Genomic DNA, 21,667 nt, shown 5'->3' with positions numbered 1-21,667 from the left:
ATTAAACGGTAAAGGCATTGTATTATCGCTATTATTGACGGTAAAATTTATGCTATCAAAACGTATTAAATAATCTTATTTAGTAGATTTCGTTATTTCTTGCGTTTACCCGTAATCGAAGGAGCACTGCCGTGTTTGCTGTTATTATCGTCATCCTTATTATTTGGGCTTCAATGTGGGCTTTTTATAAGTTTATGTACCCGCGTGCACCTAAAAGCATGATGCCAAAAGAAGGTGATGTGACCACACCGCGTCAGTGTAATTTCTGTGGCAACAGCTTGGCTGAATATCGCGGTGTACTTGAAACCAAATCAAATACTGCTATCGATGGCAATGTTGAAGCGAACCAAGAGTTATTCTTTTGCAATTATGAGCATCAGGCAGACTTTCATGCAGGCAAGACCTACACGCCTTATGCATAAATAGATAAATGATTGACCATAAAAAAGCGCCTAACTTTATTGGCTAGGCGCTTATATGTTTAATACAGTACGATGCATCTACAGAATAGAATGAGCATCTTTCATGATTTTATTCAGCAATGCCTCAGACTGCTTGTCTTTCTGCAAGCGATCTTCATCACTTCTTTGATTGGCATGGATTTTCTCATATAGGTTTAAGCAGCACAGTACCAGTATGCTTTCTTGACTAAGGCTTGGCGCATCTCTTTTTAGATCGAGCGCATAGTTGTTAATATACGAAACCGCTGACAGTAGCTCTTCTTGCTCATGTACTGGACAAAAGATTGGATAAGTAACCCCAGCAATCGCAATATCAACTTTTTTAATTTGTGGTTCTGGCGCTTTAGGTGTTTTGGTATTAGATTGTGCCATGGCGCTTGATATATTTGATGCTGCTGGTGTCGTTTTTTGCGCTGGTACTGGCGCGCTTGTTACTGGCACACTTGGCGCTTGAGTATTTTTTAGTTGTTTTTCTATCGATTTGCTTTGGTCATCGGTCATGATAAATCCTACAATGTCTGGTCAGTGAAATGAGTGATATCAGATTTTACAAATAGCATTTGGCAGTTTAATAAGTAGTACGTCTTTGCTATCTGTTACAAGTAAACGTTAGCCTTCTGCTTGATCGATACGAGTTAGGCGCTGTAATACGACTTGCGTACGCTCGGCTGCCAATTGGTTCTTCTTTTGCAGCTCACTGTTTTGTTGTTTGATATCGCTATACTGCTGCTTTAGCTCGTTATTGTGTTGTTGCAGCTCGCTGTTTTGTTGTTGTAATTGACTGATCTGTTTTTGCAGTTTGTCTTGTTCTTCACCGATCATATGGTGCGCTTCTGCAAGACTTTGATAGCGTTTATCGAGATCGTTCAGTTGTTTTTTGGCACCGTCACGTTCGTTATGACTGTTATCTAATTTGGTTTTTAGGGCGGCAAATTCTTTTGAATCAGTAACAGGGTGTTGTTTTAAGCTGCTAAGTTCAGCACTGACAAGCTGATACTGTTTTTTGATGTCGAGTACCATTTTTTCTAATATTCTAAGTTGATCATACATAGTCAGTTTTTATCCTTAACAAGTAAGCGTGAATGAATTTTGTTCGCTGTATTTAATAATGCCATAGGTGACCGCATAATATCTATATCAACAAAGTAATTACAAGCATCAGGCTTTGTCTTTTCACTTTTATTTATCGATGATTTGTTCATGACATTTTATCGCGACTATTTTTATTTTATGAGCAGTAATCAATTACTAGGACATCTATTATGAATGATAATATCTCTGGCTGGAATACTTGGCTAACCGCGTTTGATGATTGGACTGACGTGTCTATCAGCGAAGTGCATGGCATGATGACAGGGCTTATGACGGCTTGTAATGCACCTGACGAAGCAACTTGGGCTAAGGTGTTTGAAGAGCTTAGCTTTGCTCCATTACCAGAGCCTGCATTGACCTTGCTGACAGAAGAAGCGGAAGACATCGTTTTTCAGCTAAAAGACAAAGATGATGCCTACGCGTATATGCCGCTCATCCCAGATGATGAACATGATTTATACGAGCGCGTGATGGCGTTGAAACAGTGGGCAAACGGTTTTATGACCGGTTTTGGTATTACTGATTGTGGTTTGACCAGTGAAGAAAACGAGATGCTATCTGATTTGGCTAAGATTGGCGCAATTCGTCTCGAAGATGATGAAGATTTTGAAGGTGGGGAAGAGTCTTATCTTTATATTTATGAATTTGCTCGTATGGTACCCGTAAGCTTTGCGACGCGTAAGCGTAAGGCTGTCAAAGATATCGCGCTCATCGCTGGTTTGTCTATCGATGCCAAAACAACTAAAGAGCTACAGGCAGAAGGTAAGTTACCAAAACCAATGCCGCCAGTGGTTGATGTGATGAATCATAACAATCCATCATAAGGCAGCTCTGACACATCATAGTTCTGAAAATTGTAGTAAGGATATTTTATGATCCAAAATAACAGTAGTAATAGCGACAATGTCAGTAATAGCGATAACGTTGATAGTAGCAGCGATGTCCAGCTGAAAAATGCTGAGCATCCTACTCAGAGTCTCGATTGGCTAACACGTCTCATCTCCTTTGATACGGTCAGTCGCCATTCTAATTTGGCTTTGATTAACGATGTAAAGTCGTACTGTGAGCAGTTGGGTTTGACGGTAGATTTGACCTTTAACGAGGCTAAAACCAAAGCCAATTTGTTTGTGACTGTACCGGCTGGCGAGAATGCTGATATTATCAATAACGGTCTGGTCTTATCAGGTCATACCGACGTTGTGCCAGTTGATGGACAAGCGTGGTCTTCAGAGCCGTTTACCGCGACGATACGTGGTGATAAGCTATACGGACGCGGTGCATGTGATATGAAGGGCTTTATCGCTTGTGCACTAACGGTATTGCCACAAGCCGTGCAGTTATCGAATAGCGGTCAGCTACGTCGTCCGTTGCATTTGGCATTGTCGTTCGATGAAGAGGTTGGTTGTTTGGGTGCGCCATTGATTTTGGCAGACCTAAAAGCACGTGGTATCACGCCTGATTATTGTATCGTCGGTGAGCCAACTAACATGGCTATGGTAGTCGCACACAAAGGCATCGCGGTTTATCGTTGCCGTGTACATGGCAAGTCGGCGCATTCGTCATTGATTGCACAAGGTGTCAATGCGATTAGCTACGCTAGCAGATTGGTTGGCTATGTAGATACGCTTGCTGAAGAGCTGAGCGCTCGTGATGATAACGATGCGTTGTTTACGGTGCCATATTCGACGTTGTCAGTAGGTACCATACATGGTGGTACAGCGACCAATATCGTGCCCAACCTATGCGAGTTTACTTTTGACTATCGTAACCTGCCGCATATGACGCAAGACGATATACTAGCGCCCATTCAGGCAAAAGTCGCTGAACTAAACGCGCAAATGCAAGCGCGCGCGCCAGAGACTGGCATTGAGCTGATGCAAGAAGAAAGCGTCCCAGCAATGACTGATAATGATAGTGCTGAGTTGCAATCGTTAATCGCTGCGCTGACAGGAGATGATGAGCGTCATAAAGTGGCTTACGCGACTGAAGGCGGTCAGTTTACCAATGCAGGTATTCCAACGATTATCTGTGGCCCTGGTAGTATTGAACAGGCGCATAAAGCGGATGAATATGTGGAGCTTAGCGAAATTGAACGCTGTGATGCATTCTTAAAGAAGTTGTTAGATAGTTGTACGACTCAGCCGTCTATGCAATCATAATTATTCAGTAGAAGGCGTGACGTTCCTTTAATAATTTCTGCGAGACTTTTTGATATATAGGTATAAATGACACCGTCTTAAAGGCGGTGTTTATTTTTTAGTCGCGTATTTAAGTCGTATAGCCTTTCGTATTAGAACCATTTACACATGACAAAGTAGGGGTGGGTTGATGTCTTGGCATCTGTTTGCAGTGTTTTTCGCAAGTACGTTTTTTATCTCAGCGACCCCTGGTCCTAATATGCTGCTGGCATTTCAGTATGGCATGAACTATGGCGTCAAAAGAACCTTATGGACGCTGGCAGGTCTGAGCCTCGGCTTGTTTGTATTACTGCTATCGACACTGCTTGGATTAGACGTAATCAGTCGCCAGTCACCGTGGCTACTGACAATCATTAAAGCCGTGGGTGCAGTATACTTAATCTATTTGGGTATCAGCTCTTGGCGCGATGCTGGTGACAGTAGCTTGATGAGTGATGCTAAAGAGTTGAGTGCAGAGGTAGCAGCAGACTATGCTGCCACTGACGGCGTACCCAGTACACCGCAGCCGCGTTCGCTCTCTAGTGCTGCTACTAAAATAGCGCCGAGCAACATGACCTTGTTTCGTACTGGTGTTTGGGTATCGTTATCTAATCCGAAAGCTATCTTGTTCTTTGCGGCATTTTTTCCTAAATTTATCAATTTTAGCGCGCCACTATGGCCGCAATATGTTCTATTGACCATCGGCTTGTTTTTGAGTGAAACGATTTGGCAAATCGTATATACGCTAGGTGGCAAAAAGCTAGCAAGCTGGCTTGATGTTGGTAATCGCTTAGCCTGGCTTAATCGTGGATGTGGGGTAATATTTATAATTATCGCTACCGCTTTATTGGCTGAAGTGTTAAATAGTTTTATAGCTTAAAAACTACCGATAAGATTTAAAATTAAAGTGATCAATTAAACACACGTTTATTAAATTATTTTCTATACAGGCCAAATTAATTATTGACTTTAATTTTTAAATCGTTATTATTGGCTCATTGATTTATATGGCTTGTTTTTCATAAGCGATAAATCGTTTCAATTAATCTGCTATTGTCGCCCTGACATTAGCCACAACCTATGGAGGAATCATCGTGTCCTATATAACTACCAAGACGTTTTTAAAGATTAAATGTGTAAACCACCTGACAGAAATGACACCTTCGAAAAGGTTTGGCTAAATTTTTATATAAGCTATTGAGTGATATCCCATCTATCGATATCAACGAATAGCTTTCTGTATCTACTTGCGCTATCTCTTTTCTAAGTGTACTGTGCCAAATTTGCTCTGCGATTGCGCTAAGCCATATTGCGCATGCTGTTATCTGTTTGCCTAACATTTTTCTTTACCGTTATTGCTAATAAAGCGACTCAGGCTATGATTTAGCTAAAGCTTTTCTATGCGTATAATATTTACGCTGTGGCCGACGGTTCTGATCTATATTATCTTTCTTTAAAATGTCTATAATAAATTAACCATGAATTCTTATTAATTTTTTAATTAATAAGAATACGGTTTTTCATTGCCTATATTTTATAATTTATTAATTTCATTTCTTATTAAACGTTTCGTTTAATTGAGATAGATAAGTAATATCTAAAAATTGTAAAAACTGGTAATGATAAAAAATGTATGGTTATTAAAATAATAAAATGGAAATAATAAATTATGAGCATTCAACTAGTAATAAATGAAAATCGAAGACACGGTGTACCCGTCAAGATTTATACCTCGGATGTTGAGCAAGGTGCGATGCAGCAGTTACGTAATCTAGCTCAGCTAGAGTTTGTGCATTCACACATTGCAGTGATGCCCGATGCGCACGTTGGCAAAGGCGCAACAGTCGGCAGCGTGATTCCGACCAAGTCCGCCATCATTCCTGCCGCAGTTGGGGTAGATATTGGCTGCGGTATGAACGCAGTACGTTTGTCCCTGACGGCAAGTGATTTGCCTGATAGCTTACGGTCGTTACGATCGATCGTTGAGCAACAAGTGCCAGTCGGCTTCAATATGCATAAGCAAATCCAAGCCAAAAATTCAACGCTTGATCCACTAGGCAAACGCCTAAAACCGATTACTGATAAACATCCGGGTTTGCTTAAAATGCTGAAAGGTTTTGAGCGTACTTGGGCGAAGCAGTTGGGAACACTCGGCGGTGGCAATCATTTCATTGAGCTGTGCTTGGATGAGAAAAATGATGTCTGGGTCATGCTGCATTCTGGCAGCCGCGGCATTGGTAACTGTATCGGCCAGTACTTTATTAACCTTGCCAAAAAAGAACGTCAATCGCGCTTCGGTCATGTGCCAGATCGTGATTTGTCTTACTTTGCCGAAGGGTCTGATAGCTTTGCTGATTATGTTGAAGCAGTAGGCTGGGCACAGGATTACGCGCTTGAGAACCGCCGCGAGATGATGCGTCTCGTCATTAAGTCATTACAGTCGCCACAAGCGGGGTTGCCACGATTTCAGCTGACCAAAGAAGCCATCAATTGTCATCATAACTATGTCAATGAAGAGGTACATTTCGGCGAGCAAGTTTATGTGACGCGTAAAGGTGCAATCAGTGCTTATGCAGGTGAGCTTGGGATTATCCCAGGCTCTATGGGCGCAAAGTCCTTTATCGTACGTGGTCTGGGCGAAGCTGAATCGTTTTGCTCATGTTCACATGGGGCAGGGCGACAGATGAGCCGAGGCAAAGCCATGCGAGCGTTCACTATCGATGAGCTAAAAGCGCAGACGGATGGTGTCGAATGTCGCAAAGACAAAGGCGTCATCGATGAGATACCAGGCGCTTATAAAAACATCGATGAAGTGATGGCCAATCAAACAGATTTGGTCGAAGTGGTGCATACGCTGAAGCAGGTCATGTGTATTAAAGGCTAATGAGTAAAACCATAGCGAGTCACGACGGTGTCAATCGAGCTAAATGTACTAAGTGTACTATTTGCGCTCGATTCCTTCACTAAGATGATTTTCGGCATTGGTATCTCAAGAAAATCAAAGAACAGGTAACAATATGAGCTTAAAACAAACCTTAAAAAAGGCCAAACAAATTGAACGGCAGTTAGAGCAGCAAGCTGAGACAGGTGTGCAACAATCGTTAGGTACAGTAAAGCCGCGTAATTATCTAGCGCTTGATCCACTGTTAAGAAAAGGTGGTATTCACGAAAAAGAGGATATTGATATCGTCCGAAAAAAACGCCGCCGTGAGACTAAGCAGCAGCTACGGAAGACAGATTGGCTATCGGAGTAGCAACCGTTCATCTCAATCTTAAATTTAAAAAACAAAAAAGCCGTTCGCTATACTAGGGCGCGTCCTCAATTCAATCGATAGTTATCTAAATGGGTTAAAAATGGCTAAATCTTGCCAAACGGTGTCAAATAGCTGACTAATATCTCGATATTATCTGCGCTATTTTCCTTGTTTGACTGCAATTTATCTCACTTTTATTACCATTTTTAAAATGAGGACACGCCCTAGTGAACGGCTTTTTTATTCAAGCTTATAACTTAACCATTGTTACCTTAACCACTATGCCAATACTTCGATTAGCTCACCTTTCACCATGTGCGGACTGACGAAATCAGTAATACGTACGCTCACGAGTTTACCCAACATCTCATCCATTTTCTCAACATCATGAGGGAACATGACCGTACGGGTATTATCTGCCGTACCAATTAAGCAATCGGGATGACGATTGGCGACTTGTTCAACCAAGACGCGAGTCGTGGTACCGACCATCTCATGCGTTTTGGCAAGTGTTGAGTCAATGATGACTTTCTGAAATTCGGCCAAGCGAGCTTTTTTAGTGGTGAAGCTTACATCATCTGGTAACTCAGCGGCTGGCGTGCCTGGACGCTTAGAGTAGATAAAGCTGTAAGAGTGATCGAAGTTCAACTCTTTCGCCAAGTTCAAGGTATCTTGGAAGTCTTGATCAGTTTCACCAGGGAAGCCAATGATAAAGTCGCTCGACAAGTGAATATCTGGGCGAATGGCTTTTAGCTTATTAATCTGATTGATATAAACATCAATTGTATGGTTACGCTTCATCGCTGCCAAGATAGCGTTTGAGCCACTCTGAACCGGTAAATGTAAGTGTGAAACCAACTCTGGCAATTGTGCATAGGCATCAATGATGTCATCAGTGAACTCTAGCGGATGGCTGGTCGTATAGCGAATACGCTCGACACCGTCGACATGCGAGACATAATGCAATAGCTCAGCGAAACGGCAAATGCTGCCATCGTCTTTTTCGCCACGATAGCCGTTGACGTTTTGACCCAACAGGTTGATTTCACGGATACCTTGAGCGGCAAGGCTGTCAATCTCTGCCAATACGTCATCAAGTGGACGGGATAACTCTTCGCCGCGGGTATAAGGTACCACGCAGAATGAGCAATATTTTGAGCAGCCTTCCATGATAGAGACAAAGGCTTTATAGCCTTCTACTCTTGGCTCAGGCAAAAAGTCAAACTTCTCAATGCTAGGGAACGACACATCAATCGTACCGATACGATTCTTAGGCGCGATTTCACGCTGTTCGTTTGATTGATCGTACAGCTCTGGCAGGCGATGCAAGGTTTGCGGGCCAAATACCATGTCAACATAAGGCGCGCGTTTTTGAATGTTATCGCCTTCTTGGGAGGCCACACAGCCACCGACGCCAATGACGAGGTCAGGACGTTTTTCCTTTAGTTTGCGCCAGCGACCCAATTCTGAAAAGACTTTTTCTTGCGCTTTTTCGCGGATAGAGCAGGTGTTCATCAGTAGTACGTCAGCCTCATCGATATCATGAGTCACTTCCATACCATGCGAATCGCCTAGCACGTCTAGCATTTTGCCAGAGTCATAGACATTCATCTGACAGCCTTGGGTGGTGACAAAAACTTTTTTTGTCGCTGCTTTTTCGACGGGTGCTTGGGCTGAACTTGCTTCTTTGAGTGCAATGACAGCACGTGCGGTGACAGTCGTCTCAGCAACAGCATCGTCATCGATGCGGGGATTGAATACAGTAACACTCATAAGGATAAGTCCATGATTGACCAAAAATATAGCGGAGTAGCCGATTAACAGGTGGCGTATTTTATCACAACCCTGTGCCAATGTGAAAAATTAGCACGAGCGATAGCTCCTCAATATGATAAATAATTCATAGCAGTATCAATTATTTACTGTCGTTCATATTACTATTCATAAAAACTGCGGCTCGTTATCACTTCTATGTTACACCGTGCTGTCCTATTTATTAACAAAAGGTAAAGGAGATAGTTGAAAGCACAATGAGTATAGTATGATGATTGCTATACCCTTGGCGGTACTTAGCGAACCGTTATTCACATATTTGTAGAGATATCATAAAGAGAGTCAGTATGACAAAGTTGCGTGTTGCGCATAGCATCAAGGATGAAGAGTCTATCAGTCAAAAACACGCGTCAAAGCGAATTACAGTAGGTACGCTACGGTTGAGCGCGTTGAGCGTGGCAACAGCGGTCAGTGCACTTGGTGTGTCACAAGTCGCTTGTGCCGAGTTGACGTGGGGCGATGAGGAAAGCTACCAACAAGAAGGTAACTATCAACAAGATTATCAGCAAGACAGTAGTATCGACTCATTTATGGCAGCTGCTATCGCCGCAGACCGCGGTGATGTGAGTGGGCTCTATAACTATGAGCAAGTCATGAGTGGCGGCTTGTTTGCGATGTATCCGACCTATTGGCGCATGAATTTAGACCTTAATTCACAGAGTTCAGCAGCGGTCTCGCAGTTTGTGCGTCAGTATCCAGATACGGTTATGGCTGAGAAATTAGTGGCTGATTTTGCGGAGACCAAAGCAGGATCGAATGATTATGCCTCGGTTAGACAGGTAGCCAATTTGATTACCAATGCGGATGCTAGTGAGCGCTGTGCGGTTGCGCTTGGGTTTAATAATGGCGGTGACACCATGCGTGCTATGGCAGCCAAATCTGATGTGTGGCTAACCACCAAAAAGCAACCAGCATTGTGCGATCAGCTAGCGATGGAGATGAACAACAACGCGCTAATTAGTAACCAAGATCGTGCGGCTCGTCTCAAGCGTATGCTACGTAAAGGTAAGACTGGCGATATTATGGCATTGTCATCGCGTCTTGGTACGCCAATTGCTTATTCGGCGCTCAGTGAAATTCAGCTAAACCCATCTTCTTTCTTCAGCCGTTTTGGTCGTGAGCCTGCAAGCCAAACCAATCAATACCTATATATGTACGCAATCGGCCGTATGGCTGACAAGTCTTATCGTGAGGCGGCGTTACAGTTAGATTTTGATATCAAGCAGGACAATCAGCGCGCGGTCAGATTGTTGAATGATGAAACCCGACGCTATGCTTATCGTACGCTTGGCGTACAGCGTATGAATCACAACACTGACGATGGGTTTAACTCTGAAGCAGTGGATTGGTTCCGCAATAGTTTGGACAATGACTTTAATTTCGAAGAAGCAGAAGATTACGCTATGGCAGCGATTCGCTTCGGTCGTTGGGATGATGTGGTAGAAGCTATCTCAAAAATGGATGGCGAAACGCAAAAAGAAGCCCAGTGGCAGTATTGGCTAGCTCGTGCGTATGAGCAGTCAAGCGATAGTAGCAAGCGCAATACGTCTAAAAAAATGTATCAGAACTTAGCAAAAAGTAATGACTACTATGGCCTGATGGCAAAAGACAAAATAGGGCAGCGTTTTGATGCTAGCCGTTTAGGCGGTAGTAATTTGCCTAATGTCAGTACTGCTGACCGCGCGCGCGTCATGCAAGATGCTAACTTTGCTCGTGCGTTTGCGTTGTATAACTCTGAGGCTAGTCGTGCTTATGCCAATCGCGAGTGGAACTGGGCGGTGAAGCAAGCTCGTGATAATCGTGATGACAATTTGATTATTGCCGCTGCTCGTCAAGCCTATGATATGGGCTGGCTCGATCGAGCGATTTATGCGGTTGATAATACTGATAGGGTGGATAGCTTAGCACTCTCGCATCCGATGCCGCATCAAAGTGCAGTCGTACGTTATAGTGAGTCAGCAGGTATTGATCCAGCGTGGGCGTACGGTATTATGCGTCAAGAAAGCCGTTTTGTATCCTCTGCGCGCTCAAACGTAGGCGCGAGTGGACTGATGCAAGTTATGCCTGATACCGCAAAATATATCGCTCGTAATCTAGGCGAGACGTATAGTGCGAGCCGTGCTAACAGCGGTGATACCAATATTCGCTATGGTACATGGTACATGGGTGATATCTTGGGCAAGCTCAATTATCAGCCAGTATTGGCAACCGCAGGCTATAACGCTGGTCCTAATAACGCCAAACGCTGGCAGCCAGTTTATGGTTCGCTCGCCGCAGATCAGTATGTAGAGTCGATTGCATTTCCTGAGACACGTAATTATGTCAAACACGTGATGGAAAACGCCACTATCTACAGCAGTCTATTGGGTCGTGGTCAGCCGATTACTCAGCGTATGGGTACGGTGCCAGCTGGCTTTTAATCACTGAACTTGCATTTGATAAACCACTAATGATTTATTGTTAGTGGTTTATTTTTATCTACTGATTTGCTTTGTCAATTGATCAACTCTGATTTGCTCAAGCAGCACTCATCTAGCGAAAATAAATTTCATATTTTTTATCCTTCAGTACTTTATAAACATTTATCGAGATTCCTGACGATGTCGTCAACGTTTACGTTTTTGCTATAGATTAAAAAAAACGTTTTGTTACCATTGCCTTAATGGGAAACCCTATTTTTCAGTCTTGTTCTTAGGTCAATGCGTGTTTTATGTATCGCGTCTAATGATTTAAGTTATAGCCTATGTCTTATCATTGCTAACTAACTGCCTTCAGTCCTATGATCAAAAAATATTTTAGTCTGTCTACGTCGCCAAAAACCAAATATTCGTTATCTAATCGGATATGCTCTTTATCGAAGGCAAATACAAAGACGGATACAGACCTGAGCAATAAGGTCGCTAATTCTATGGTGCAATTGCGTGCAGGGTTGGCTAGCAAACATAGCGTAGGTAGTATCAAAGCAACGATGAGCTTCGGCGCTTTGTTACTTATACAGGGTATCGTAATGTTGCCAGTCCAAGCCGCTAATACGGTGAAAACTGGTCAGCGCGTATTAATGATTGAGATGACGCCAGCATTATGTGATATGCAGCCAACGCGAGCACGTATGCGCCAATGTCTAGAAGGGTATTCATTGACCGTATCTGGTCTGGATATGGGATATGGCGAACGCTGCGGTCGTGGTAGTGAGCCACGCCTTACACCGTTACAACTAAAAGTCGTCAACCGCATTATGCCTGACACAACGGTACGTAGCCAAACGTGGCAACGTTACGGAGTCTGTAGCCCACTCAGCGCCAGCAGTTACTTTCGCCAGATTACTAACTATGCAGGTGGTTTAAACTTACCGAATGAGCTAAATACTGGCAACAGTTATACCGTTTCCAAATCTCGATTCATCAGCCAAATGACGCGGCTCAATAGTGGTATGTCTTCAAATAGTGTAGATCTTATCTGTCAAGAAGGCAGCCGTCGCCAATCGATACTTACTGATATACATGTGTGCTATGAAGGTAGTGACTTTGGTACTTGTCATGATGTTGTAGACAGCTGTGGCAGTAAATTTATCATTTCAGGTGGACGATAGTCTTTACTTAGTTACCTGCTTAAACTTCCTTTTCGATACCGTTTTTCATTTCACTTAATCGAATTTGATGGTGCATATTGCCTATTTTGACCATTATATCTACGTATAACACAGTGAAAGTGTGCTTTAATTACCATGTGCTAAAACCCTCTAGCGCTTTATCTATAAGCGCTTAGCCTCTGTAGAACTCCTCTCGTATAAAATGTAACAATATAATCCCTGACGGGTCTATGACTGTATCTAGACGGTCACTGCGATGAAGTGCTACACTAGCTCTCGGTTTATACATGCTGCTATGCAGCAAACAAGTCGATATCTAAAATGATAATCGTTCATTAGAATTATCTAATAATTAATTAGGGAGTATTCAATGTCAATGAAACAGCCTTTACGTGTTGCCGTCACTGGTGCCGCTGGTAATATCAGCTACGCGATGCTATTTCGTATTGCATCTGGCGAGATGCTAGGTAAAGATCAGCCAGTTATTTTGCAATTACTTGAAATTACGCCAGCTCTTGACGCCCTAAAGGGTGTGGTCATGGAACTAGAAGACTGTGCATTCCCATTGTTGGCTGGTATCGTCCAAACTGACGATGCCAATGTCGCATTCAAAGATATCGATTATGCTTTACTGGTCGGTGCACGTCCTCGTGGCCCAGGTATGGAGCGTAAAGATTTGCTAGAAGCCAACGCTGCGATTTTCTCAGCACAAGGTAAAGCATTGAACGAAGTCGCTAGCCGTGATGTAAAAGTATTGGTAGTCGGTAACCCTGCCAACACGAACGCACTTATCGCTCAGCGCAATGCGCCAGATCTTGATCCACGCAACTTCACTGCAATGACTCGTCTAGACCATAACCGTGCTATGGCACAGTTGGCTGGCAAGACTGACAGCACTGTAAATGACGTGAAAAAAATGATCATCTGGGGCAACCATTCGTCAACTCAGTATCCAGATCTAACCGCTTGTACAGTAAACGGTAAGCCTGCGCTAGATTTAGTTGATCGTGAATGGTACGAAGCAACTTATATCCCAGAAGTACAACAGCGCGGTGCTGCAATCATTAAAGCTCGCGGTGCATCATCTGCTGCTTCTGCTGCCAACGCTGCTATCGCACACATGCGTACGTGGGCGCTAGGTACTGATGAAAACGATTGGGTATCTATGGGCGTTTACTCAAACGGCGAATACGGTATTGCTGAAGGTTTGATATACTCATTCCCATGCACATGCACTAACGGCGACTGGTCTATCGTAGACGGCGTTGATGTATCATCAGATTTTTCGAAAGAGAAAATGGCTGCCACTGAGCAAGAGCTTAGTGAAGAGCGTGATGCAGTAGCACATTTACTACCGTAAATCTAAGCTGCTATCCAGTAAGCTATGATTTAAGTAGTAAAGATAAGTAGTACAAAAAAGCCCTCTGAAATATGAGGGCTTTTTTTATGTCTATAAGAAATAGGCAAATCAGAGCAATTTAATCATCATTTTGAACGAATAAAATCAGTTTACCGTTAATACAATTGATAACGTTAGATAAACGTTGATTAACAGCTATTAAAATAAAGCTTGCTACAATGAATATGTCAATTTGAATAATAAGCACATTAAACTATAAGTACGATCCTATTCGTATCATTTAAGGAGAAAATTATGTTGGGTGAACCAGAATATAGTATGAATGAGTTATTTGCTCAGTTAGGTCTAGATAGCTCTGATGAAGCAATCGATAATTTTATCGCAGCAAACCAACTAGCTAGCGAAGAAAAACTGACAGAGGCTAGTATTTGGACGGATAATCAGCGTATGTTCTTGCAAGAAGAATGGCAAAAAGATGCCGCATGGGTAGAAACTATCGATGAGCTAAATGTCCGTTTGCATCCTAATGCATAGATATTTATAGACATAAAAAACCCCGCGATAGTCTTAATATCGCGGGGTTTTTTATGTCTGGAATAACACTAAACTTTAAATTTGCTTTTCGCGCCACTCAAGTAGATCTGCGACGTCTTGATGAATACCAGATTTTAATGCTTCTATTCCATCATAGCGACGCTCACCATGCAAAAAGTGTAGGAAACGTACGTGTAAGTTCAGTCCGTATAAATCAGCTTGCAACTGTGGAAAGTGGACTTCTAGTCGCCAGTCATCACCTTTATCAACAGAAGGTCTTTTACCAATATTAGCCGTGCCGAACAAACTATGCGGACGCAATCCGGCAACACCTATATGACCGTCAGTGGCAAGCGCAGTCAAACCATCAGCGATCACATCACCATTGTCATCTAAGCTCAACACATCGACTGCAAAAATACCATGCAGGGCAGGCTTTATACGCTGTAAATCGATATTTGCGGTAGGGAAGTCTATTGTTCGACCTATCTGGTCGCCACGCACAACCACTCCTGTGATTGCATAGTCACGACCAAGCAACCTGTTGGCCGCCTGAAGGTCACCTGCCAATAGTAAATCACGAACACGAGTAGAGCTAATACGGGCAGCGTCGTTATCGATAGTATCAACATTGTCGCTATCAGTATTACTATCAGTGACCGTATGCAGGTTGGTCACATCCAAACCATAATCACGCAAAAACTGACTGTCGCCAGTACGATCATGACCGAAGCGAAAGTCATCGCCCAACACCAACGCTTTGACGTTCAAACGCTTGGCTAATATATCGGCAAACGCTTGTGCTGATAGCGAGCGAAATTCTGTATCAAACCCTGCTACGATCAATGTTTCAACACCATATTCTGCCAGCAGTGCTTGCTTCTCTGCCAGATTGGTCAGGCGCGCAGGCGCTTTAGCAGGTGCAAAAAACTCGCGTGGCTGCGGCTCAAATATCATGACCGCTGCACCCAAATCTTGGGTATGCGCAATCTCACGAACTTGGGCTAGCATGGCTTGGTGACCAAGGTGCACACCGTCAAAATTACCGATAGTGAGCACGCAAGATGCCAAATCTACTGGGACAGTGTCCGTAGATGAAGCGTGTGGCGACGAAATCAGTTGCTCAAGAAAATAGGTTTTCATAAATTTTCAGCTATGATGAGACCAAATAAAAAACGAAAAAACACATCTATGCTTAAAATTGATGTGTCTAAAACCAGCCATTATAAAGTAAAATAGCCACACTAACATCCTATAGTCTAGGTGTAATGCAAGTATGGCACGTAAGGTAGCTATTCTTTATTGCCAATGATGCTAATAGTAATCCTAACAACAATCCCGACAACAATGGAGATCTTATGTCTGCTGCTGCCTTAAATACTATACCAACCGAACTATCGACATATCAGCTCACCGATCAGTTCGTTGTGCAGCGTGCAAGTAAAGAAGATTTAGCAGAAGTTTTAGCCATTTATAATCAAAGCATACCGGGCAAACAAGCAACAGCCAATCTTGCATTGGTTACGCTAGAGGAGCGTGCCGCTTGGTTTGAGGAGCATTTGGAGAGCGCAACCAGACCAATATATGTGGTCAAGGCACTATCATCAGATGATGTAGATCAAACAAAGGCACCGATAGTCGCATGGGGCAACTTCAGCGATTTGTACGCACGTACGGCCTATCACATCAGTACCGAGATTAGCATTTATCTAAATCAAGATTATCAAGGCAAAGGATTAGGCAGTTTGCTGACCCGTTGGATGTTGACGCAAGCACCAAGCCTAGGTATTCGAAATATCATCGCCCTTGTCTTTGCTCATAACCATCCAAGCTTAGGATTATTTCGTAAGCTTGGCTTTGAACAATGGGGTTATATGCCCGAAGTTTGCGATATGGAAGGGTTCATCGCTGATGTCATGATGCTTGGTAAATCAGTGACATCAGACGATATCTCAGATAAAGCGTCTGAAACAATTTAATTTAAAACGCTCTAACCCAAAATCTTCCATTGACCTTCTATCTTCTGTAGCTGGTAGGTCAGTGGTGCAGGTTCGCTCTGTCCTTTTAGCATCAGTTCGCCAGTAATGGTGGCACGAGTTTTGTCATCATTGTATTTGGTATCAGTAATCGTAACGCCATCCACCGTTTGCTGAAACGCAGACTGGGTATTGGCAAGCTCTTCTTCAAAGTTTGCCATATCGACTTGGTAATATGACGCCGCATCTTTCACGTCACCATAATATAAGCTGTTTAGTGCTTGCTTGACAGTATCCTCTGGCGTACCGGATTGAGTTGGATTAGTTACTAGGCTTTTCTGTTTGGTCGCATCGGTGACTGGATTAATATTGTCACTATCAATCGCCGTCTTATCTTCAGTGCCATCTGTCATTTCGCCTGTTTCGCTAGCACTGTCATCGATCATCGCTTGGTCAGTCGTATCATTGTCTAATGTGACGTCTTCTGAGGTATCCACGGTCGCTGCCACATCTTCATTATCGATAGCAGTTTCAGCCGACTCATTATTGCTACAACCGCTAATAAGTAATCCAGTGCTTAGTACACCAGTTGCTAGCAAAATTGGTAAGCGCTGAAAGATTGGCTGTTTCGTTGTCATATTAAACCTCAAATGTCATGTATTCATTAATGATCTATTATGACAATTATTAGCAGCACGCATTGTCATTTCTCATAACAGGCTTGTTTTGGTTTCGTAAGCCCGTCATGAGTTTGCTTATACTTTATCCTAACCGTGCTTTAGCTGACGCGGACGGAAACCAGTCGCTAGCAATACCACACCGTAAACCAGCGCTCCGACGGCACACATAATAATCAGCGCGACGATACGTTGCCACTGAGCCTCATCGGTAGGAAAATAAGGTAGCATAAAATAAAGCACGCCAATCATAGAGCCAGTCGAGATAACAAACTGCGTAAATAATTTTTTCCAATGCGGACCGAAACGGAAAATATCACGCTTATGTAAGAAGTAATATAGCAAGCCTGCGTTTACAAAAGCCGCGCCAGTCGTAGCCAATGCCAGACCACCATGTAGCGGTATCTCTAAGAAGTAAAATATCCCGATAAAAATAACACTAAAGATCATATTGGCGATGACAGAAATGATACCGATTTTTACAGGGGTTCTGGTGTCTTGACGCGCAAAAAATGCAGGGGCAAAAATCTTAATAAGCATAAACCCTAAGATACCACCCGCCATACTACGTAGGGCCAGTGAGCTCATCTGGGCGTCACGTAAGGTAAACTCACCGCGTAAGAACAGCGCTTGCATCAATACATCTGCCAGTACAAATAGGGCAGCTGAGGCGGGGACCCCGACCAAGATGATAAGACGTGCTGCCCAGTCGATGGTCTTTTTGAAACTGACATCGTCCTTTTGAGCTTCGCTTTTTGATAGGCTTGGTAATATGACGGTACCAATCGCCACACCAATCAGACCCAACGGCAGCTCGCTCATACGTTCAGCTGCATAGAGCCAAGAGACGGAACCGCCAATCATCAATGAGGCAAAAATGGTGTTCAACAGTAAATTAATCTGAGTAACAGAAACACCAAAGATAGCAGGTAACATCAGTTTCAAAATTCGACGAACGCCTTCGTGCTGAAAATCAATCTTTGGTGCGACAAGCAGCTTTTGTTGCCAGAGCTGCGGCAGTTGAATCAAAAACTGTAGCAAACCTGCGATAGCAACGGCATAGCCAAGGGCCATAATAGGCGTATCAAACATCGGCGCAAAAATCAGTGCGCCACCAATCATACACAGGTTCAACAGTACAGGTGCAAAAGCGGGTGCGGCAAAACGACCGTAGCTTTGCAAAATGCCACTCGCAAAAGCTGTCATAGAGATAAATAGCAAATACGGAAAGGTAAGACGCAATAATTCAGCAGTGATGGCAAACTTATCAGGCTGATCGGCAAACCCAGGGGCAAACAACGTTACCACCCAGGGTGCGATTAAGATAACCACCACTGTCAGCATCGATAATACTAGCAATAATGCACCCGAGGTTCGACTGACTAAAATCTGTACTTGTTGCAAGCTGTACTTTTCTTTGTATTCGGACAGTACTGGCACGAAAGCTTGGCTAAACGCGCCTTCTGCAAACAATCGTCGTAAGAAGTTTGGAATTTTGAAGGCGACCAAAAAGGCATCCATCAAACCACCTGCACCAAAAACCCCTAGCAATACAACATCACGTACCAAACCTAAAATACGCGATAACATGGTCATACTGCTGACCACCATGGTTGAACGAAATAACCGACTTTTTGCCATGAGAACCTATCTTGCCAAGTTGTATATTGAGTTATGTGCCGATGTGATATGGATGAAAAACTGACGAATTATATCACTTTCACCATTGAGATAAATGGATTGAGTGTGGAAATCACTTATGTGATGGTGCATCGTTTTTCGTTGCATTAGCCACTAACTGGCGCAACCTTGCCCATTCAAAAAAATTACCAGGGTCAGTTTTACGCCCAGGCGCGATATCGCTATGGCCCGTCAAGTGGCGACGTGTTTTGGGATAGGCCTTATAGATGGCGGCAATTACTTCGGCTAGCTGCTCATATTGAGCAGAGGTGAAGGACACAAAATCCGACCCTTCGAGCTCGATGCCAATGCTATAATCATTACATTCAGGTCGACCCAAGTAGCTAGACCGCCCAGCATGCCACGCCCGTTCGTTGAAATTAACAAACTGAGTGATAGCGCCATCACGTTCGATAAATAAATGCGCTGATACTTCTGCACCTTTAATTGTTTGAAAGTAAGTATGAGCATCCCAGTCTAATTGATTGGTAAATAATGCTTTCACGTAATGCGTACCATTAGTGTCGCAGGCACCAAATTCATTCGGTGGTAGGCTGATATTGTGTACGACGATGGCGTCAATACTTAAATCTTTTGGCCTTACATTGTAATTGGGTGAGGCTAGCCAAGTGGCTGCTGATAGTAGTCCGTCTTTGATGGTCATTGGCGACGCAGATGCTGAGTTTGGTGATAATACGGGCATAATACTCTCTTTTTATACTAGTATTGATAATGGTGTGATAGACAATCTATCTAAGTAGCTAAACGATAGCAGGCGATGTGTTTGATTTTTTGACTCAGAAACTTTAATAACGCTGATAGCGTATGAATAATAACGTGCGAGATTTTACCTCATGTCTATAAAACTGACGTCCATACCTATCGATTGTACGCTAATGACGATTGGCCTGCGAGCACGTCTACCATTAGCTATAGCAGGGCTGCTACTCTCAGCTCAAACACAGGCATTTCTACCAACGCCGCTGTCTGTCCTTGAATCAGATGCATTGTCACCTGACGCATCTAGCATAGCACCTACTAGCACAGCACCTACTTATTCTAATTCAGATGCATTATCCGAGCCGGATAATATTAATAGTGCTGAACCTAATATTCAAAATAGTACTTTATCTGAATCAAGTTTAGCGACAGAGCAGCTACTATCAACATGGCGTCAGCAAGTAAAAACAGACAAGTTGGCACAGCATACAACATGGCGACGCTTGTTGTATTTTTACGATAATAAAAACAGCGTATTGGGTAAAAAGAAAACCGAGAGTTTGGTTGATGATCCGAGCTTTTTTCTAAGCAAAAATGGTCAACGAGATTCAGGTGCAGAGTTAGATGCAATGCTTGTGGCACTTGCACAAGAGTTGGTGTCATCATCAGCGACTGATAACGACCAAGCCAAAACTAATACCAATAATAATTCTGTCTTATGTCGTTTTCCAGCGCGAGTGGCGTGGTTAGCAGAGGTGCTAGCGATCGATGCTGCAAGTCTATCTGCTGACTGTCCAGAGCTGGATGAATGGATGCAGACCATTGCACCTGAGCAGCTATCTATCATGTTTGCGCAGGAGTATTTGGACAATCCGCTCTCTGCATTTGCTCATACGCTGTTACGCATTGACTCAAAAGCGAGCATCGCCGATCCAAACCAAATCGATAAGGCTTATGCGCTGAACTACACGGTAGACGGTGATCCAAACGACAGTTTCCCGATATATGCTACTAAGTCAATGATTGGTAGCTACAACAGCGCTATCGAAATTGACCCTTATCCAGAGATGCTAGCGAAATACCTGCAAGACGATGAACGGGATACGTGGACATATCAGTTGGGTCTGACGCCGAAGGAAGTTCAGCAGATTATGCGCCACGTTTGGGAAACCAAAGCATTGAAGATGCCGTATTACTTCACCACGGACAATTGTGCTTCTGAGATTCTGCGTCTTATTGATGTGGTCCGTCCGCAGCAAAACCTACTGAGTCAATTGTCTTACGCAGTCGTGCCTTCTGATGTGATTCAACTATTAAATGATGAGCAGTTGCTGGCAAGTACGATTTATACGCCTGCTGATAATACCTTACGTCAATCTCAGCTCAATGAGAAAAAACAACAGCGCGCGCAGTTAGGCTATCATAATAGCGCTAAACAAACCGTGAATGAGATCAAGTCTGCGCAGCTCAATCCTGTATCGAGCATGTCAGCTGATGGGCAAACACTACTCAAGCGTCAAATCGACGTATCGGATAATAATCCAATAGACAGGCATCCGCTACAATTGGGCACGATAGGTATAGGGCAGCGTGGTGACGATGACTATATAGATATTGGGTTTCGAGCAGGATTTCATGATACGCTTGACCACACCTCAGGATATCCACAATTCTTTAACTTAGAAGGGCTGGCTGCGACATTACGACTGTATGACACAGATGATAATAATCCCAATCAGCCAGACAGTGTGGTCTTGCAAAATGTCACTTTGATTCGAGGCCGTTCTTTTAACCCTGTCAATGCTGCCAAAAAAGGCAATACTTGGGGCGCCAGTATCGAGGCGACGCGAGTAAACGATGGCTCGCAAGAGGCAGGTACGGATCATTTGGTCGGCAGCGTGGGTTACGAAAAAGGCTGGTCATGGGCATTTGGTACACCAGCCGCAGGTACTGGTGAGATGCCGCCGCAACTGTGCTATACGTTTTTGGCAGGTATAGGGCAAGTAGGACGAGGTATCAATAAAGGCTTTCGTCTAGGCGCAGGTATCAATGCAGGCTGCCGTTATCAGATTAACAATCAGTTACGCGCGCAAGCTGAATTGCAATTGCCATATTGGTATCATGGCAACAACGATGAAACCAACGTCCGTGGTCATTATTGGCAACCAATCTCAAGCTTAGGGCTGCAATACGACATTGATAAAAGACAAGCACTACGTATCAATGCCAATTACGAATGGCAAGAACGTATCGATGCCAATGATGATATACAGCTATCGTACAGACGGTATTTTTAGGCAGTGGTTTAGACATT

19 protein-coding genes are annotated in these 21,667 nt (G+C 43.5%); 12 read left to right on the top strand and 7 right to left on the bottom strand.

The features are described 5' to 3' along the window. The first annotated feature begins 131 nt into the window (after positions 1–131). The gene (locus ACS8FA_RS26360) at positions 132–422 is read left to right on the top strand and encodes a hypothetical protein (RefSeq protein ID WP_427612256.1); all 291 of its coding nucleotides are present in this window, start codon (positions 132–134) and stop codon (positions 420–422) included. A gap of 78 nt (positions 423–500) precedes the next feature. Here the strand turns inward: ACS8FA_RS26360 and ACS8FA_RS26355 are convergent, their stop codons facing one another. Beyond that, positions 501–962 carry a cell division protein ZapA gene (locus ACS8FA_RS26355; protein ID WP_102091863.1) on the bottom strand — a complete coding sequence of 154 codons (462 nt, stop codon included), beginning with the start codon at positions 960–962 and terminating at the stop codon, positions 501–503. Between the two features lie 108 nt (positions 963–1,070). Then, positions 1,071–1,511 carry a hypothetical protein gene (locus tag ACS8FA_RS26350; RefSeq protein ID WP_057761479.1) on the bottom strand — a complete coding sequence of 147 codons (441 nt, stop codon included), beginning with the start codon at positions 1,509–1,511 and terminating at the stop codon, positions 1,071–1,073. A gap of 212 nt (positions 1,512–1,723) precedes the next feature. Between ACS8FA_RS26350 and ACS8FA_RS26345 the strand changes: the two genes are divergently transcribed. The 5 genes from ACS8FA_RS26345 (at position 1,724) to ACS8FA_RS26325 (ending at position 6,984) form a co-directional block, all read left to right on the top strand. Next, a complete protein-coding gene (locus ACS8FA_RS26345; protein WP_057761477.1) occupies positions 1,724–2,377 on the top strand; it encodes a UPF0149 family protein in 654 nt (217 codons plus the stop codon). A 48-nt stretch (positions 2,378–2,425) separates the two neighbouring features. Next, complete coding sequence (gene argE / locus ACS8FA_RS26340; protein WP_439266810.1) at positions 2,426–3,712, top strand: acetylornithine deacetylase; 1,287 nt, start codon at positions 2,426–2,428, stop codon at positions 3,710–3,712. A 169-nt stretch (positions 3,713–3,881) separates the two neighbouring features. After that, positions 3,882–4,610 (top strand): LysE family translocator, encoded by a 729-nt coding sequence (locus tag ACS8FA_RS26335; RefSeq protein ID WP_439266812.1) that lies wholly within the window; start codon positions 3,882–3,884, stop codon positions 4,608–4,610. A gap of 789 nt (positions 4,611–5,399) precedes the next feature. Further along, positions 5,400–6,614 (top strand): RtcB family protein, encoded by a 1,215-nt coding sequence (locus ACS8FA_RS26330; RefSeq protein ID WP_439266814.1) that lies wholly within the window; start codon positions 5,400–5,402, stop codon positions 6,612–6,614. 133 nt (positions 6,615–6,747) lie between these two features. Then, entirely contained in the window at positions 6,748–6,984 is a 237-nt protein-coding gene (locus tag ACS8FA_RS26325; RefSeq protein WP_439266816.1) for a hypothetical protein, read from the top strand. 279 nt (positions 6,985–7,263) lie between these two features. On the opposite strand, the gene miaB is transcribed toward ACS8FA_RS26325, so the two are convergent. Continuing rightward, positions 7,264–8,757: a tRNA (N6-isopentenyl adenosine(37)-C2)-methylthiotransferase MiaB gene (gene miaB, locus ACS8FA_RS26320; protein ID WP_439266818.1), complete on the bottom strand. Its 1,494-nt coding sequence runs from the start codon at positions 8,755–8,757 to the stop codon at positions 7,264–7,266. 347 nt (positions 8,758–9,104) lie between these two features. On the opposite strand from miaB, the gene ACS8FA_RS26315 reads away from it, so the two are divergent. The 4 genes from ACS8FA_RS26315 (at position 9,105) to ACS8FA_RS26300 (ending at position 14,300) form a co-directional block, all read left to right on the top strand. Next, the gene (locus tag ACS8FA_RS26315; protein WP_439266820.1) at positions 9,105–11,237 is read left to right on the top strand and encodes a lytic transglycosylase domain-containing protein; all 2,133 of its coding nucleotides are present in this window, start codon (positions 9,105–9,107) and stop codon (positions 11,235–11,237) included. A gap of 488 nt (positions 11,238–11,725) precedes the next feature. Next, positions 11,726–12,406: a T2 family ribonuclease gene (locus ACS8FA_RS26310; RefSeq protein ID WP_439266822.1), complete on the top strand. Its 681-nt coding sequence runs from the start codon at positions 11,726–11,728 to the stop codon at positions 12,404–12,406. 370 nt (positions 12,407–12,776) lie between these two features. Continuing rightward, the gene (locus ACS8FA_RS26305; protein WP_179797575.1) at positions 12,777–13,766 is read left to right on the top strand and encodes a malate dehydrogenase; all 990 of its coding nucleotides are present in this window, start codon (positions 12,777–12,779) and stop codon (positions 13,764–13,766) included. A 294-nt stretch (positions 13,767–14,060) separates the two neighbouring features. Beyond that, complete coding sequence (locus tag ACS8FA_RS26300) at positions 14,061–14,300, top strand: DUF2789 domain-containing protein (protein WP_238052848.1); 240 nt, start codon at positions 14,061–14,063, stop codon at positions 14,298–14,300. 75 nt (positions 14,301–14,375) lie between these two features. Here the strand turns inward: ACS8FA_RS26300 and ribF are convergent, their stop codons facing one another. After that, complete coding sequence (ribF, locus tag ACS8FA_RS26295; protein WP_439266824.1) at positions 14,376–15,443, bottom strand: riboflavin biosynthesis protein RibF; 1,068 nt, start codon at positions 15,441–15,443, stop codon at positions 14,376–14,378. Between the two features lie 215 nt (positions 15,444–15,658). Between ribF and ACS8FA_RS26290 the strand changes: the two genes are divergently transcribed. Then, positions 15,659–16,279, top strand: coding sequence for a GNAT family N-acetyltransferase (locus tag ACS8FA_RS26290; RefSeq protein ID WP_439266826.1), 621 nt, complete (start codon positions 15,659–15,661; stop codon positions 16,277–16,279). An 11-nt stretch (positions 16,280–16,290) separates the two neighbouring features. On the opposite strand, the gene ACS8FA_RS26285 is transcribed toward ACS8FA_RS26290, so the two are convergent. The 3 genes from ACS8FA_RS26285 to ampD form a co-directional block, all read right to left on the bottom strand. After that, positions 16,291–16,914: a nuclear transport factor 2 family protein gene (locus tag ACS8FA_RS26285; protein ID WP_439266828.1), complete on the bottom strand. Its 624-nt coding sequence runs from the start codon at positions 16,912–16,914 to the stop codon at positions 16,291–16,293. Positions 16,915–17,043: 129 nt separating this feature from the next. Continuing rightward, positions 17,044–18,594 (bottom strand): murein biosynthesis integral membrane protein MurJ, encoded by a 1,551-nt coding sequence (gene murJ, locus ACS8FA_RS26280; RefSeq protein ID WP_160022351.1) that lies wholly within the window; start codon positions 18,592–18,594, stop codon positions 17,044–17,046. 112 nt (positions 18,595–18,706) lie between these two features. Further along, complete coding sequence (gene ampD, locus ACS8FA_RS26275) at positions 18,707–19,336, bottom strand: 1,6-anhydro-N-acetylmuramyl-L-alanine amidase AmpD (RefSeq protein WP_439266830.1); 630 nt, start codon at positions 19,334–19,336, stop codon at positions 18,707–18,709. Between the two features lie 151 nt (positions 19,337–19,487). On the opposite strand from ampD, the gene ACS8FA_RS26270 reads away from it, so the two are divergent. Then, positions 19,488–21,650 (top strand): Lnb N-terminal periplasmic domain-containing protein, encoded by a 2,163-nt coding sequence (locus ACS8FA_RS26270; RefSeq protein ID WP_439266832.1) that lies wholly within the window; start codon positions 19,488–19,490, stop codon positions 21,648–21,650. The last annotated feature ends 17 nt before the right edge of the window (positions 21,651–21,667 follow it).

The sequence above is a fragment of the Psychrobacter sp. 1Y1 genome (genome assembly GCF_051847395.2).
In the GTDB taxonomy this organism is placed as follows: Bacteria; Pseudomonadota; Gammaproteobacteria; order Pseudomonadales; family Moraxellaceae; genus Psychrobacter.
The sequence above is the reverse complement of the archived record's forward strand: the minus strand, read 5'-3'. Positions and strand labels throughout refer to the sequence as shown.

What these genes read in the sequence shown, in the direction of transcription:
- ACS8FA_RS26355 (WP_102091863.1), bottom strand. Translation starts at nt 962, where the DNA reads ATGACCGATGACCAAAGCAAATCGATAGAAAAACAACTAAAAAATACT.
- ACS8FA_RS26350 (WP_057761479.1), bottom strand. Translation starts at nt 1,511, where the DNA reads ATGTATGATCAACTTAGAATATTAGAAAAAATGGTACTCGACATCAAA.
- ACS8FA_RS26345 (WP_057761477.1), top strand. Translation starts at nt 1,724, where the DNA reads ATGAATGATAATATCTCTGGCTGGAATACTTGGCTAACCGCGTTTGAT.
- argE (WP_439266810.1), top strand. Translation starts at nt 2,426, where the DNA reads ATGATCCAAAATAACAGTAGTAATAGCGACAATGTCAGTAATAGCGAT.
- ACS8FA_RS26335 (WP_439266812.1), top strand. Translation starts at nt 3,882, where the DNA reads ATGTCTTGGCATCTGTTTGCAGTGTTTTTCGCAAGTACGTTTTTTATC.
- ACS8FA_RS26330 (WP_439266814.1), top strand. Translation starts at nt 5,400, where the DNA reads ATGAGCATTCAACTAGTAATAAATGAAAATCGAAGACACGGTGTACCC.
- ACS8FA_RS26325 (WP_439266816.1), top strand. Translation starts at nt 6,748, where the DNA reads ATGAGCTTAAAACAAACCTTAAAAAAGGCCAAACAAATTGAACGGCAG.
- miaB (WP_439266818.1), bottom strand. Translation starts at nt 8,757, where the DNA reads ATGAGTGTTACTGTATTCAATCCCCGCATCGATGACGATGCTGTTGCT.
- ACS8FA_RS26315 (WP_439266820.1), top strand. Translation starts at nt 9,105, where the DNA reads ATGACAAAGTTGCGTGTTGCGCATAGCATCAAGGATGAAGAGTCTATC.
- ACS8FA_RS26310 (WP_439266822.1), top strand. Translation starts at nt 11,726, where the DNA reads ATGGTGCAATTGCGTGCAGGGTTGGCTAGCAAACATAGCGTAGGTAGT.
- ACS8FA_RS26305 (WP_179797575.1), top strand. Translation starts at nt 12,777, where the DNA reads ATGTCAATGAAACAGCCTTTACGTGTTGCCGTCACTGGTGCCGCTGGT.
- ACS8FA_RS26300 (WP_238052848.1), top strand. Translation starts at nt 14,061, where the DNA reads ATGTTGGGTGAACCAGAATATAGTATGAATGAGTTATTTGCTCAGTTA.
- ribF (WP_439266824.1), bottom strand. Translation starts at nt 15,443, where the DNA reads ATGAAAACCTATTTTCTTGAGCAACTGATTTCGTCGCCACACGCTTCA.
- ACS8FA_RS26290 (WP_439266826.1), top strand. Translation starts at nt 15,659, where the DNA reads ATGTCTGCTGCTGCCTTAAATACTATACCAACCGAACTATCGACATAT.
- ACS8FA_RS26285 (WP_439266828.1), bottom strand. Translation starts at nt 16,914, where the DNA reads ATGACAACGAAACAGCCAATCTTTCAGCGCTTACCAATTTTGCTAGCA.
- murJ (WP_160022351.1), bottom strand. Translation starts at nt 18,594, where the DNA reads ATGGCAAAAAGTCGGTTATTTCGTTCAACCATGGTGGTCAGCAGTATG.
- ampD (WP_439266830.1), bottom strand. Translation starts at nt 19,336, where the DNA reads ATGCCCGTATTATCACCAAACTCAGCATCTGCGTCGCCAATGACCATC.
- ACS8FA_RS26270 (WP_439266832.1), top strand. Translation starts at nt 19,488, where the DNA reads ATGTCTATAAAACTGACGTCCATACCTATCGATTGTACGCTAATGACG.